Origin of the sequence: Microbacterium sp. HA-8 (assembly GCF_046111165.1) — a bacterium.
Taxonomy (GTDB): Bacteria; Actinomycetota; Actinomycetes; order Actinomycetales; family Microbacteriaceae; genus Microbacterium.
The window spans coordinates 1,275,613-1,289,198 of sequence record NZ_CP162025.1; the positions used below are offsets into that span (position 1 = coordinate 1,275,613).

General features: G+C 65.0%; 8 protein-coding genes. 3 read left to right on the forward strand and 5 right to left on the reverse strand.

Annotated features, from left to right (window positions below; translation table 11 throughout):
- Nucleotides 1-24: 24 nt before the first annotated feature.
- Nucleotides 25-483 carry a hypothetical protein gene (locus AB2L57_RS06155; protein WP_409048324.1) on the forward strand — a complete coding sequence of 153 codons (459 nt, stop codon included), beginning with the start codon at nucleotides 25-27 and terminating at the stop codon, nucleotides 481-483.
- On the opposite strand, the gene AB2L57_RS06160 is transcribed toward AB2L57_RS06155, so the two are convergent.
- A complete protein-coding gene (locus tag AB2L57_RS06160; RefSeq protein ID WP_409048325.1) occupies nucleotides 475-1,752 on the reverse strand; it encodes a recombinase family protein in 1,278 nt (425 codons plus the stop codon). The two genes, AB2L57_RS06155 and AB2L57_RS06160, sit on opposite strands and share 9 nt — an antisense overlap.
- A 230-nt stretch (nucleotides 1,753-1,982) precedes the next feature.
- On the opposite strand from AB2L57_RS06160, the gene AB2L57_RS06165 reads away from it, so the two are divergent.
- Nucleotides 1,983-3,080, forward strand: coding sequence for a type IIL restriction-modification enzyme MmeI (locus tag AB2L57_RS06165; protein WP_409048326.1), 1,098 nt, complete (start codon nucleotides 1,983-1,985; stop codon nucleotides 3,078-3,080).
- 16 nt (nucleotides 3,081-3,096) lie between these two features.
- Here the strand turns inward: AB2L57_RS06165 and AB2L57_RS06170 are convergent, their stop codons facing one another.
- Nucleotides 3,097-7,176, reverse strand: coding sequence for an Eco57I restriction-modification methylase domain-containing protein (locus AB2L57_RS06170; RefSeq protein WP_409048327.1), 4,080 nt, complete (start codon nucleotides 7,174-7,176; stop codon nucleotides 3,097-3,099).
- Nucleotides 7,176-10,325 (reverse strand): DISARM system SNF2-like helicase DrmD, encoded by a 3,150-nt coding sequence (gene drmD / locus AB2L57_RS06175; protein WP_409048328.1) that lies wholly within the window; start codon nucleotides 10,323-10,325, stop codon nucleotides 7,176-7,178. Before drmD ends, AB2L57_RS06170 begins: the two co-directional genes overlap by 1 nt.
- 168 nt (nucleotides 10,326-10,493) lie before the next feature.
- Between drmD and AB2L57_RS06180 the strand changes: the two genes are divergently transcribed.
- Entirely contained in the window at nucleotides 10,494-12,368 is a 1,875-nt protein-coding gene (locus AB2L57_RS06180) for a DUF262 domain-containing protein (protein WP_409048329.1), read from the forward strand.
- On the opposite strand, the gene AB2L57_RS06185 is transcribed toward AB2L57_RS06180, so the two are convergent.
- Both AB2L57_RS06185 and AB2L57_RS06190 read right to left on the reverse strand, forming a co-directional pair.
- Entirely contained in the window at nucleotides 12,360-13,157 is a 798-nt protein-coding gene (locus tag AB2L57_RS06185; RefSeq protein WP_409048330.1) for a hypothetical protein, read from the reverse strand. The genes AB2L57_RS06180 and AB2L57_RS06185 overlap by 9 nt on opposite strands.
- Nucleotides 13,150-13,560, reverse strand: a complete 411-nt coding sequence (locus AB2L57_RS06190) for a hypothetical protein (protein ID WP_409048331.1) — start codon at nucleotides 13,558-13,560, stop codon at nucleotides 13,150-13,152. Before AB2L57_RS06190 ends, AB2L57_RS06185 begins: the two co-directional genes overlap by 8 nt.
- Between the last annotated feature and the right edge of the window lie 26 nt (nucleotides 13,561-13,586).

Below are 13,586 nucleotides of genomic sequence, written 5' to 3' on the forward strand. Positions count from 1 at the left end.
CCACTGAGATGCGATTATTGGGCAATGGAAGAGCTGCCCGACGCCTTCGCGGTCGCGCTTGGTCGAGTCCTGTACCTCGGTGGCCGAGTTGAGCTGCTACTTGACCGACTGCTCGACCCCTCTGCCGCCCAGCCACCACGCCGGGGACTGAGCGGAGCCACTCTCGTCAAGGAGCTCAGGAAGGTTTCCGATCCGGACAGCGAGCTCGCACACATCGTCGACGGATACGAGGCCCAGCACGAGTGGCGAAATCACCTTGTGCATGGGTCGCACCATTACGCGAACGAGGTGCTCTGGACATGGCGCGAACCCACGAGGGCCAAGGGTAACGCTGCGTTCAGCTTCCAGTTCACGTTGCGACAGCTGCAGGGGATCGCTCAGAACTGGCAGAACCTGGCCGACGCCGCTCACCTGGAGCCTCACCGGCTGGCTGGCCACGTGACTGACGAACCCGCCGGCACTACTTCTCAGCAACTACCCTGAGATCCGCGGTCGCCACGACAGCAGAACTCGCTCCTCATCGAAGTAGCGCCCGACGACGCCGCGGCGGATGACGAGCGTGTCCAGCTGAGACACCAGCACCGCGCGCCGTGCCACGTCGTCGTGGCCGGCGCGCGCCCAGGCCTCGTCGACCGCGGTGTCGCCGATCAATTCGTCGGGGCGCTCGATGAGGAGCCGGTCGATCAGGTATGCGTCGAGCGCGGTACGTCCGATCGTCTGGCGGCACTTCGGGCAATAGAGAACCGGACGCTTCTGATTCGTACCGCGGCAGAGGTACACCGCGCACTCATCGCATCGGGCCACTCGCGATAGGAAGGCGCTCGTGGACTGGCGCTCGGCCTGCTTGCGGGCCTGAGGCACGGTTCGGGTGTCGAGCAGCCGTTGCAGGGTCGCGAACTCCTCGGTCGTGATGATCGCGAGAGTTGGGTTGATCGTGGGTTGTCCCCGCTCGTCTCGAAGCACGGCGAACGGGTCGACCCGCTTGGCGCTCTTGGCGCGGCCCGGGTTGTGCGGCGTCATCCCGGCCAGCACGGGGTTCCGCAGGAGACCGTCCACGGTCTGGCGATTCCACGATGTGCTTCCCGATATCCGTTCAGTGCGGCGCGCGGGAAGCGGGGCACCGCTGTCGGTGAGCCAGCTGGCGATCGCGTTCACCGTCTCGCCCCTCAGCGCCTTGGCAACGACGCCAGAGAGCCACTCGATGCGTTCATCGTCCTTCACCAGCACACGGCCGGGACCGTCGGGGTTCGGAACGGACTGGTATCCGTACGGGATGCCACCGCCGGGCCAGCGGCCGTCCTTGAGGATCTGCACGCGAGCAGCACGTACCCTGGCACGGGTCGCCTCGGCTTCCATCTCGCCGAAGACGGCGAGCATGACCGCGAACGCGCGGCCCTGGGGGCTGGTCATGTCGATCGGGTCCTCCACGGCAACCAGACCTGCGCCGCGCTTCTGAAGGGTCTCGTCGGCGTGGAGGAAGTCGAGCACCCGACGGGCAAGTCGGTCGACCTTCCAGATGATGACGGCATCGAAGTCACGAGCAGCGAGCAACGCCTTCCACCCGTGGCGCTCCTCGGGTCGGTTGGACGTGGCAGAGACGCCGTCATCGACGAACTCGCCGACGATCTCCCACCCGCGGGCTTCGGCGTAGCGGCGGCAGGACTGGAGCTGACGGGCGATTGAGACGGACTCCTCCTTGGTGACACTGAGGCGGGCATACAGGACGCAGCGGCGTGCTTGGTTGAGGTTCATCCGGCCAGCACATCGGCCCTTGCCGTCGCCGTGCGACCTCTCTCTTGCAGGCGAATGGCACGCTTGGGCTGATCGCGACGAACACGGTCGCGCAGGGCGACTCTCGTGAGGTCGGACTTGATGCAATGGTTGCGGACGGGTTCATCATCACGCGCGCAATCCAGAGCCGCTCGTGGCCCGCGGCCAGCGCCAACCTTGAGTACGCGGCAGTGTGGGGCACACGCGGCTCCGTGAACGACGAGCTGCCTCGCATCGCCGATGACGTCAACGTTCGACGGATCAGTACCCTCCTTGAGGCCGCTGGTCGTGTGGACAGGATGCCAGAGCGTCTCGTAGAGAACGCTGGGCTGGCCTTCATCGGCTGCTACGTCCTGGGCATGGGTTTCGTCGTGGAGCCGAACGAGGTGCAAGAGTGGATTGCCGCCGATCCCCGCAACGCTGAGGTGCTATTCCCGTACCTCAATGGCGAGGATCTCAACCAGCGACCCGACGCCTCTGCCTCTCGATGGGTCGTCGACTTCAATGACTGGTCGGAGGAGCGAGCACGCGCGTACTCGCTCCCGTACCGCCGGCTCGTCGATCGCGTGAAGCCGGAGCGACAGCGCCTGAAGCCGGATGGTGAGTACGCACTCCGTAAACCCTTGCCCGAGCGGTGGTGGCAGTACGGAGAGAAGCGACCCGCACTCCGCAAGGCGATCGCGGACTTGTCTGAGGTCTTGGTCATCGCGCTTGTCAGCAAGACCGTCATGCCGATGCGCGTGTCCACTGGGCAAGTCTTCAGCCACATGCTTGGCGTGTTTGCGATTGATGACTACGGCGCCCAAGCAGTCTTGTCATCGACACTGCACCGGACTTGGGCAATCACCTATGGGTCCACGTTGGAGACGCGCGTTCGCTACACACCTTCAGACGTCTTCGAGACTTTCCCGCTCCCCCCGAGCACGCGGCGACTCGCCGCTGCTGGTCGGACCCTCGAGTGCGATCGACGGGAAGTGATGCTGCGCCGCAACTTGGGGCTCACGAACCTCTACAACCTCATCGATGACCCCGCGGTTCAGGGGGACGCCGACGTCGCGCGGCTCAGGAGCATTCACGTCGAGATTGACGAGGCCACTGTGGAGGCTTACGGCTGGAGCGACCTCCGGCTGAGTCACGGCTTCCACTCCTACCGTCAGGTCGAGAGGTGGTTTATCAGCCCCACAGACCGCGTAGAGACGCTCGATCGTCTGCTTCTTGAGAATCAGCGGCGCGCCACCGCCAGCGGGATCGGCGGCGGGCGCCTATTGACGACCAGGCCCGCCTCGCAGACGGAGATCCTCTTCGACTGACTCATACGCAATAGTGCTACCTGAACAGCAGGCCGCCCTCGTCATTCTCGTTGTCCTCGACACTAAAGGCTGCTCCCTCGCTGAGTGTTGCGTTCGGGGACTCGTTTTCGGCTCGCCGGTGGTTCTCTTCAAGCAGACGGTCTAGGAGTTCGACGCGCGCAGCTGTGCTGACAGTCCAGCGCTGCATCTTCCTGAAAGTGTGAAATCCATGGTCAGTTCTGATGTCCGACCATCCGTAGGCGTCGAGAACGGCGCGATCCAGCTCAACGTGTAGCTCGCGCATGCGGTGCACATCGCGATCCGAGGCCGCGCTCACCTCTGGATCGTTCACCAGGTTGTAGAGCTTCGTGAGGCCAAGGCCCCTGCGAATCATGATCGCTCGGCGCTCACTGTCGAGTGCCATCCCCAGACCCGTGACCTCACCGGTTGCATCAGGTCGCGGGAAGGTTTCGAAAACATCGGAGGGTGTGTATCGGGGATCGTTCCGCATCCCAGAGCCGTACGTGATCGCCCAGAGTTGGTGCAGGCTCGATGACAAGACTGCTTGGGCACTGTAGCTGTCGGACGCGAAGACGACGCACGCCTCACTCGGCACCTGCCCGGTCGGAACACGCATCGGCATGACGGTCTTGCTGACACGCGCGATGACCAAGACCTCAGACAACTCCGCGATGGCTCCGCGCATCGCGGGACGGGATCGTAAGAAGAGCCACCAGGGTGCTTCACGGACGGCTTTGGGCTTGCGCGCTCGCTCCGGCCGAACCTGCTCGGAAAGTCGTTGGTACGGTAACGGGAACCCGGCGGATTCTTCCTGCGAGCGACCATCGAAGTCGACGACCCATCGAGAGGCAGAGGCGTCGGGTCGCTGGTTGAGATCCTCGCCATTGAGGTACGGGAACAGCACCTCAGCGTTGCGGGGATCGGCGGCAATCCACTCTTGCGCCTCTTCCGGCTCGAGCACGAACCCCATGCCCAGGACGATGCAGCCCTGGAACGCTAGGCCAAGGTTCTCTGCAAGGCGAACCGGAGTGCCCTCGGCTCGACCTTGCGCTTCAAGCAGTGTGCTGACCCTCCGGACTTCGGTGTCATCGGCGATGCGCGGTACGTCCTCGCCTACCGGGCTGAGGCTGCCCCACACTGCGGCGTACTCGAGGTTCGCGCTTGACGCTGGCCACGACCGGCTCTGAATCGCCCGCGTAATGGTGAACCCGTCGGCGACCATCGCATCGAGTCCGACCTCGCGCGAGTCACCTTGCGCGACGGTGTTGGTCGCGATGAGGCCGAGGGTGCCCTTCACCTGCAAGAGCGAGGTAGCGCGCAGGAAGAAGTAGGCGACGAGGTCGGCGCTTCCGCGGCGTCCTCCGGCCAGCACGTTGACGAACCAGTCGCGAACGTTCGTGCCCATCGCGCCGGTGAGCTTCTGACCGCCGAGGAACGGCGGGTTGCCGATGATGGCGTCGAAGCCTCCATGGTCGACCATCACGTCGGCGGCTTCGATGATCCAGTGGAGCGGTTGCCAGCGGGTGTAGTCGGTCTCGACAGTCGGAGTGAGCCCTTGGTCGATCTTCGAGTCGAGCCAAGTGGAGTCGGCTTCGCCGCGATCACTGGGGTATGCCTTGCGCGCCGCTTCGCGCAGGTCCTCGTAGGCAGCGTCGAGCGCACGGCCGGGTTTGCCGCCGAGTGCTAGTCCGGTGGCGACCACGCCGTCGGCGAGCTTGCGAAGATCGGCCGTGACCTCGTGAAGCTGCGCGAGCTGTCGCCGCTTTGCGGCCGCGGATCGGGCCGGACTGTCCTCAGGCTCGACCGGAGACGCCAGGCCTTCCCGTAGCTCGACCGTGCGCTTGATGATCGAGTCGGTGTCGACCTCGAAGATGTCGAGCATGCCCTGCTGCCGGTTGGCCTTGGCCGGATCAATGTGCATAGCTCGGAGTTGCTCGAGGTCGGTGAGGCCGAGCAGCGAGTTGCCGAGGAACACCTTGTCATCGACGAACGAGAAGGGTAGGTCGCGGTCGAGGGAGACGAGCCAGAGTGAGAGCTTGCACATCTCGATCGCCATCTCATTGATGTCGGCACCGTAGAGGCACTTGGCGACGACCTCGCGGATTGCAAGGGTCCGCAGGTCCTTGCGGCCGGTCCACAGGGCGTTGTCCGCGACCCATGCCTCAACGAGCCGGTCGGCGAGAAAGCGTGCCGCCGCCACGAGGAACGCACCCGAACCGCAGGCGATGTCCGCCACCTTGAGGTTGAGGATGTCCGAGGGGGTCTTGAGCTTCCACTCCTCACGGCTTACCGTTTGATGCGGACCGGGGGCGTACACGAGCGGCTCCAGTGCGTACTTGACCACGTCTTCGGCGAGCGACTTTGGCGTGTAGTGCGCTCCGGCATTCTTCCGCGACGGCGTCTCCGTGACTAGGAGCGCACCTTCGAGGACAACAAACGGTCGATTGCGCAGGTCAAGCCGTACGAGCCCGAGCCAGGGCTTGACGCGTTCACGTAAGTCAGGGTCGTCGCCGACAGCCTGGGTGAGGGCACTGACGATTCCTGGGTCGACCGCGGCGTCGATGGCCTTGGCGATGGCGGCCTCGGACGACGGCTTCGCCGATGGTTGGTCGGTCCCGATCCACTCGCGGATCGCCTTGGCGAGCTGCTTGCGGTCATTGTGCGTGGCGGCGAGTTCCTCCAGCTTCGCCAAGGGAATCTCGGGTTCCTCGCCGCGGGTGCCGAGTACGCCGAGCACCACTTCGGGGGCGACCGTTGCGGTGTACCCGAGCAGGCCCTCGTACATGTAGCCGATCTGCTCGACGTCGATGTCGCGGAACGAAATGTGACGCGCCTCGCCCTTGATCTGGGCAATCTGCACCGCGCGGAGGACATGCAACATGACACGATCGGAGACGGTCACGCCGAGGGTTCCGACCTCGCTCGTCGCGGTCAGAAAGGGGAACCGCGCCGGGTCGAACAGCGAGCCGCCGTAGGCGGGCATTCGCAGGTTCTCGAAGGTCGCACCGCGGTAGAGGGCGTTGCTGGTCGCCAGCAGCCGGTGCCAGGTGAGGGAGGTGGCGTCGAGGGCCTCCTCGCTCTCGGCCGACTCGCGGGCGATGAGCTGGTCGAGTTCGCCGGCGATGCCGTAGCCCTGGTCGAACAGCTCACCCTGCGGCAACAGCCCGCGCTCTTCGGCAAAGAGCAAGAAGACGACGCGCATCATCACCGTGACGGCAGCCTCGTAGCTGTCGTGCGGGCGGCGCGGGAGAGGGTCGGGGAGGCTGCGCCGCTTCGCGTCGGCCGCGGACTCGGAGAAGGACTGGATGAGTAGCTCGACCGCACGGCGCACCTGGGCGCCCAGCGCCTCGGTGATCTCCTCGGCAGCGGCGACGGACTCTTCGAAGAGCACCGGAAGTCGCTCGGCGGGGTCGCCTCCGATGAGGTACTGGCGTCCGATCAGGGCCAGGAACGCATCGCGGGTGCGCGGTTCCTCTGTCCACGTGAGCGCGTCGACGACGCCGGAGGCGACCATCGCGTTCTCGCGTGCGCAGACGAGCCCCCACCATCGGCCGTCGGTGACGATGCCGATCGGCACCCTGCTCTCGCGCAGCATCGCCTCGACACGATCGACGGGGTTGGCCGCCCACAGGTCCCCCGGGACTTCGCGCAGGGAGTCGACCGGGTCGATCGTATGCACGATGGCGCCGATCCCGTCGTCTCCGTCGAGAGCCGCCTGCGCGCGGACGGTTACCGCGCGATTTGGTGACTGTGCGGCGATACCCGGGACGTCACCCCACGTGAGTGACTCGGCCCAGCCTGCGACGTCGCGCAGCACGGTCTCGACCCACTTGTCGCGGGCCGCGCGATACGTGTCTAGTGCGATGTCGGACCCGGGGCTGCGGTCATAGCGCTCCCAGGCGGACTCGAAGTCCTTGCGGGCGTCCGAGAGGGCGGACTTACGCGCCTCGGCGAGCTGTGGCATCCCTTCGGGCCAGACTCGCTTAAGCGGCGGGATGGCGAGGAACGGGCCTTCGGTGTCGACGAGTTCGAGCCAGACGCGGTGCAGTTCGGCGGCAGTCTTGGCAGGGCGGTCGCGTACGGGTCGGCGTACCATCAGTCGCGCCACCCGTCTGCGTCGTTGCGGGTGAGTGCGAAGACGACGGCGGCGGCGGTCGTGTGGGGCTTCACGTCGGAGTACCTGTCCTTGATCGCGGTGATCTCTCGTGCCTCTTCGTCGTCGAGCTCATCGAGGCGGCGCTGCATGGCCTCCCGGTCGCGTCGCCACTGGCGCTCCTGGTCGGCATCGGTGAACAGCTGCCCCTGCGCTTCGGTCTCCTCCGCGCGGAGCCGCGCGAGGGAATCGCGGAGGTTCGCGCGGAACGCAGCGAAGATGTCCCGTGCGCGTTGCACGTCGGCGGCCTCGCGGCGCTGGAGCTGCTCGGTCACCTGGGCCTGCTTGCGATCCGCACGCGCCCGCATGGACTCCTCCAAACGGAGACGGAGCGGCGCGTCGGGCACATTCCACAGGTCGCAGAGCTGGTCGCGCACGCGATCATCGGCGAGGGCCAGGTCTTCCTGGTCGAGTGCGGCATCGAGTGCGGCCTCCGCGCGTTCTTCGGCCATCGCGCGCCGCCCGCGCAGACGGACACCGGCGAGGAACACCTCTTCGTGGAGTCGGACGCCCCCGCGTCCAACGAGCACCATGCGCGTGACTGCCGCGACGAAGGACTCCTCAAGGTCATCGACGACGACCGCCGTAACGCGGCGCAGCGTGGAGTCAATGCTCCACAATGAGCGCCGTAGAAGGCGCTGCGCCTTCTGAACGATCGGGTGCCCGAGGTGTACGTACACGAGGTCGGCTCGACCGTCGGCGGCATCCGGGTCGAAGGTGATCGGTCGAAACACACCCGGGTCGAGCCGGGTGTCGAGGCCGCGCAGCGTGTCACGCCACCCGGCAGTGAGGCTCGGCACGGTGAAGACCTCGGCGTCGGTGTCCTGGGCGAAGTCGTAGTTCGGGACGAGCGGCGACTGGTGGTTGATTAGCAGCGCGGTATCGACGACGCGGCGCAGGTTCGCCGGATCGAGGTGCATCTCCGTCCGGGACGCGTCGTATCCCTGCTCAAGCTGCGTCAGGCGGGCGTTGAGTTCCATGCCGCCGGCCAGCGCCTGGTTGATCACCTCGTTGGTGTCCACGCCCTTCGACTTCGCCTTCGTCGCGGCACGCTTGCCGAAGTGGCCCTGGATCTCCGCGCCGACGACGTGGTTGGCCGAACCGAGGTCGTACTCCACCTGCGCGATCTTGCGGGCGATGATCTCCATGAAGCGTAGGTCCGAGCCGTAGGTCGAGGACTCCTGTTCGGGCACGAAGTGCCAGACCTCGGGCTGCTGAGTCTGGCCGTATCGGTCGATACGTCCGATGCGCTGTTCTAGGCGCGACGGGTTGAAGGGGATGTCGAAGTTCACCAGCCGGTGGCAATAGGTCTGCAAGTCGATGCCCTCGCCCGCGGCGTCGGTGGCGAGCAGCACTCGCACCGGTTCCTTGGACGGATCGGCGGTGAACTGGGAGCGGATGTACTCGCGCTCCTCCGGCGGGGTCGAGCCCTGGATGACCGCCAGTCGGTCGTCGTTGTACCCCTTCTGCCTAAGCACGCGCGTCAGCCACTCGACCGTGTGAGCATACTCGGTGAACACCACGATGCGCTCGTTTGACCAGAGCTTGCCGTCGGGGCGGCAGACACCATCAAGGAATCTGATCAGTTGGTCGAGACGGGAGTCGGCGCGGCTCTCATAGCCCAGGCCCCAGTTCGCCAGGGTCTCAAGCTGGCCTGGCTCGGCGGCGCTGAGTGGATCGGACTGCTTGGATTCGCGGAGCTTCTCCGACTCGTCCTGCTCCCACAGGCCCTCTTCCTCGTCAGATTGTCCCTCGCCGAAGATGTCGTCGTACTCGTCCTCGGACAGCCCGCGACCCGCCTTCGAGGCGAGGTAGTTGCTCAGTGTCATCCCGAACGCGAACGGGCTTGACAAGAACCGCTTCTTCAGCAGCATCGTCACGATGTCGCCGGTTGGCTTCGTGCCATTCAGCTTCGCGCTCCTCGTCACGATCTCATCGAGCAGGGCAAACATCCTTTGCTCGTCGTCAGCCGGATCGAACGGGATCATGCTGACCTTGCGCTTCTTGAATCCCTTCCCGGTCAAGTCGGTCTTCAGGCGACGAACCGTCACGTCCTTGAGCGCAGTCGAGTCGAGGTTCGCGCCACGGGCGAATCGGCGAGGGTCGATCATCTCCATCAGCGCGGTGAACGACTCGGGGTGGCCATTGTGCGGCGTCGCACTCAGAAACAGCCGATGCTCGCACTTCTCGGCGAGCTCGCGCACGGCGACCGTGCGCTGGGTGTCGACGGCATACCCGCGTCCACCGGCAATCGCCGACGGGCTCGACGGTGCGACGTGGTGCGCTTCGTCGACCACCAAGACGTCGAACGCATACCGACTGCCGGTCTTCGGGTTGCCCGTCTGCGTGTAGACGTCGCGCAGCAGGCGCTGCGCCCGCACCTGGGGCAACCACGCCATGCTCACGATCACCCGCGGGAAGATCTGGAACGGGTTGGCCTGAAGCCCATGCGTGCGGCGAACCTCAGCCATCAGCTCAGAGTTCACGATGGTGAACTCCAGGCCGAACTTCTCGCGCATCTCGTCCCGCCACTTGAGAGCCAGGCTCGGCGGGCACACGATCACCGCCGTGCGGGCACGGTGCCGCAGGAACAGCTCCTGGATGACAAGGCCTGCTTCGATCGTCTTGCCGAGCCCCACGTCGTCCGCGAGCAGAAGGTTCGCCCGCGGCGCTCCGAGCGCGCGGCGGAGCGGTTCGAGCTGGTACGCCTCCACATTCGCGCCCGACCAGAAGGGGGCTTGGTAGCGGTTCGGGTCCGCACTTGTGACGGCTCCCCACCGCATCGCGTCGATAAAGCCCGCGAGCACTTCCGGTGGGTCGAAGTCACTGGGGTGGATCAGATCGGGAAGCCCCTGCGCTGGCGTGACCGTGTGGCCGACTTCGAGCTCCCACACGACGCTCAGCTGCGCGCCAAGGCTGCCCTCGTCGAGGGACTGAAGATCGACGACATGGCTCAGCTGTGCGACGGCGTCGTCAGCAGGGCTGCGTGGCAGTCCCTGTGTCTGGACGTTCGAGACCGCCCACGTGCTCCCGCGGACTTCGACGACCTGCCCTGCCTCAGGGAGTGGCGGGGTTGTGGTGATGCTCGACACGTGGGCTACCTCTTCGGTGACGGGGTTCAATTGACCTTCTCACATCGACAGGGTCTGGGCCTGTTGACAGCAAGTTCGGCGCTCGACTCAGCCAGACGACGTGTCAGCACCTGGGTGTCCTAGTCTCGACCTACGTCGACGATGTGAAGCACCGAGGAGCGCAACGACTTGGACGCCAAGACCTACCCACTACAGGAGATCCTCAAGCCCGAGCGGCGCTACGTGATCCCCACATTTCAGCGCGACTACGAGTGGACGCGAAAGGGGCAGTGGGAGCTACTCTTCGACGACCTCGCCACAACCGCCGACCGGCTTATCGATGTCCGGACGAGTGGAGACGAAGGTTCGAAGCTCAAGACGAGAGAGCAGTCGATATCCCCCCACTTCTTGGGTGCGATCGTCTGTGCGAGCCTTCCTTTCGCCACGGGCGGCGTGGCGCTGAGATCAGTCATCGACGGTCAGCAGCGGCTGACCACCATACAGCTGCTCATACGGGGTCTGCTCGATGTGCTCACCGAGACGGGAAGTGAGCGTGCGAAATCCGTGCGACGCATGTTGTTCAATCCTGATGACGTGGTCGAGGCGCCCGATGAGATCTACAAGCTGTGGCCGCGACGCAAAGATCGAGAGGTCTGGCCGTCCGCGATGGGGGATCCCGTACCGAACAATGGTGCAGACCACCTCTATCTGGACGCGAGGCGATACTTTGCCGAGGCATCGAGAGACTATGCCCTTGTCGACGACGAGATTGACCCAACTCGGTTGGCTGCTCTGGCAGACGCAGTGTCGAGCCTGTTCAAGCTGGTTGTCATCGATCTTGACGAGAACGATGACGCCCAAGTGATCTTCGAGGTTCTCAACGGCAGGCAGACGCCGTTGTCGGCGATCGACCTCGTCAAGAATCTTCTCTTCCTACGAGCCGAACTCGATGAAGAGGACGTGGAGTCGCTCTACAACACCTATTGGGCACAGTTCGACGACAAGTGGTGGAAGGAGAACGTGGGGCGAGGCCACGCTGCGCGGGGCAGGCGCGATGTGCTGCTATCTGTTTGGCTCACGGCCGCGCTTGGCGAGGAGGCCAATGTCGGTCACCTCTACCGAGAGGCAAGGACGTATCTCAATGACGGTCCGTCGACAGAGCAGGCCCTCAAGGAACTGGACGCCTTCGCGGAGGCGTACCGAACCATCTACGAGAAGCTTCCGGCACCCGCTCGGCGCCTCACCTTGGCGTATCGAAGGCTCCGCGCGCTCGATATCACCACGACGGTTCCGCTCCTGACGTGGCTCGCGACATTGGATGACTCCCAACTGAGCCTGGCCGACCATGTTCGGACTGTTCTGGCTATCGAGTCGTGGGCGCTTCGTCGCGCGTTTGTCGGCTGGCAGACCCGCGGCTACGGCTCACTGCTGGCCAGGGTGCTGAAGGATGCGAAGTCTGCGCTGAGCGAGGGTCGCCCAATCGTAGACGAGATTGAAGGCGCGCTCCAGGCCGGCGCGCTCGCGTGGCCGACCGACGATGACGTGCGCCGAGCGTTCGGAGGTCGACAGTTCTACAACGGGATGTCGCAGGCTCGCATCCGCCTACTCCTCGGCTCGATCGACCAGCAGCTTCGGGACGAGGACCCTCACGAACCCGACGCGATTGTTGAGTATGACAATCTCCAGATCGAACACGTCATGCCGCGTTCCTGGGTGTCGCACTGGCCTCTGCTGGCCGACGACGCCACGCCCATCGTTGCGGATGAGGGCGATCCAGATTGGGTGGTCAGGAGCCGCGAGCGCGGTGTCGCCGTAGACCGCATCGGTAATCTCACTCTGGTCACAGGGACCTTCAACAACGCGGTGTCGAATCTGTCCTGGGACGTCAAACGCCCAGAGTTCCAGAAGCAGCGAAGCCTTGTGATCAACTACGCGATCGCCGCGTCAGACGCCTGGACTGAGAGCGAGATCGCGTCGAGATCAACTGCTCTGGCTGAGGTCGCGATCCGCATCTGGGGATCACCGCCAGCGCCGGTGGCCACGTCTGCGTCGCCGCTAGGTTGAGGGACTTTCTGGCGCGGTCTGCGGCCCGAGCGCCTCGAGAAGCTCCTCGAGCTGGATGCGGAGTACCTCGTAGCCCTGCATGTAGAACATGTGATCCATGGCGGGCAACGGAGTGTCGTCCAGATCCGCGACGAGCTCACGCGCTTCGCGAATCGCTGTCTCGAGCCGCGTCTCAATGCCCGGAAGCCCTTGAATCCAGCCATCGATCACGCTGAACGGAATCGGGGCGTAGTCGTGGGCGTCGACGCCGACGTGAAACTGGTGACCGCTCGGCCCGTGGTCGCGCGAATGCGTGTGGCCGTGGAGAAGCGGGACACCGTCGTCCCAGCGCGGGCGATGCGACGTGTGTCGATCCTGTTCCTGGCTGTCGCCGCCGTAGGGGTAGTGCGAGGCGAGTAGTAGGTATCCGTGCCGCGTTCCTTCGATCACCTCGGGGAGGATCTCCCACCCCGCCGCTTCGTACATAGGCGTGAATCTCTCGATTGCCCGTTTCGACTGGGTCGCGGGCGAGACGCGATCGTGGTTCCCGGGCACGAGCAGCCTGCGCCCGTTGAGCCGCGCGGTGAGCGCGATCGATTCCTCGATCGGGCCGAGCGCCACGTCGCCCAGGTGGAGGACGACGCTGCCGGGTGAGACCGCGTCGTTCCACCGGCGTACAAGGTCGTCGTTCATCTCGTCGACCGTGGAGTATGGCCGACCGGCCAGCTCGCTGATGCGGGCGTGGCTGAAGTGGGTGTCGGAGGTGACGAAATCGACCTGGTTGAAGTCGAACGTCGGATAGTCACGCATCGGCTGAAGCCCCGGTGTCAGGTCCGTTGAGGCCGAACGCCCGCCGGAGAGTGCGCTCCGCGTCGCCTGCGGGCTCGGGAGGCAGCTGGGCGATCTCGCTCTGTAGCTGCTCCCACGCATCTTCGATGAGTCCACGGTTCTCGTCGCGCCACTCCCGAACGCCAGAGTTGCGGAGAAGCCCATGCTCTGCACTCCCGTCGTATCCGAGTAGTAGCTCTGTGCCGAGGGCGGATGCCATGACGCGTGCATCGACGGTGCGGCTCGCGCGCAGGATAGACAGCGTCGTTGAGGCATCCGCGCCCGCCACGTCGACGCGGTAGTTCTGGATGTCGCCGTGCTCGGTTGTCTCGGTGTTGACATGAGTGACGACGATGGTGCGATCGCCGATGATGATCTCGCGCATGCGACCTCCTGACATCGAACCGGCCA

Excerpts from the sequence above, each read along its gene's own strand:
- AB2L57_RS06190 (WP_409048331.1), bottom strand. The coding sequence starts at position 13,560 with ATGCGCGAGATCATCATCGGCGATCGCACCATCGTCGTCACTCATGTC.
- AB2L57_RS06160 (WP_409048325.1), bottom strand. The coding sequence starts at position 1,752 with ATGAACCTCAACCAAGCACGCCGCTGCGTCCTGTATGCCCGCCTCAGT.
- AB2L57_RS06170 (WP_409048327.1), bottom strand. The coding sequence starts at position 7,176 with ATGGTACGCCGACCCGTACGCGACCGCCCTGCCAAGACTGCCGCCGAA.
- AB2L57_RS06185 (WP_409048330.1), bottom strand. The coding sequence starts at position 13,157 with ATGCGTGACTATCCGACGTTCGACTTCAACCAGGTCGATTTCGTCACC.
- AB2L57_RS06155 (WP_409048324.1), top strand. The coding sequence starts at position 25 with ATGGAAGAGCTGCCCGACGCCTTCGCGGTCGCGCTTGGTCGAGTCCTG.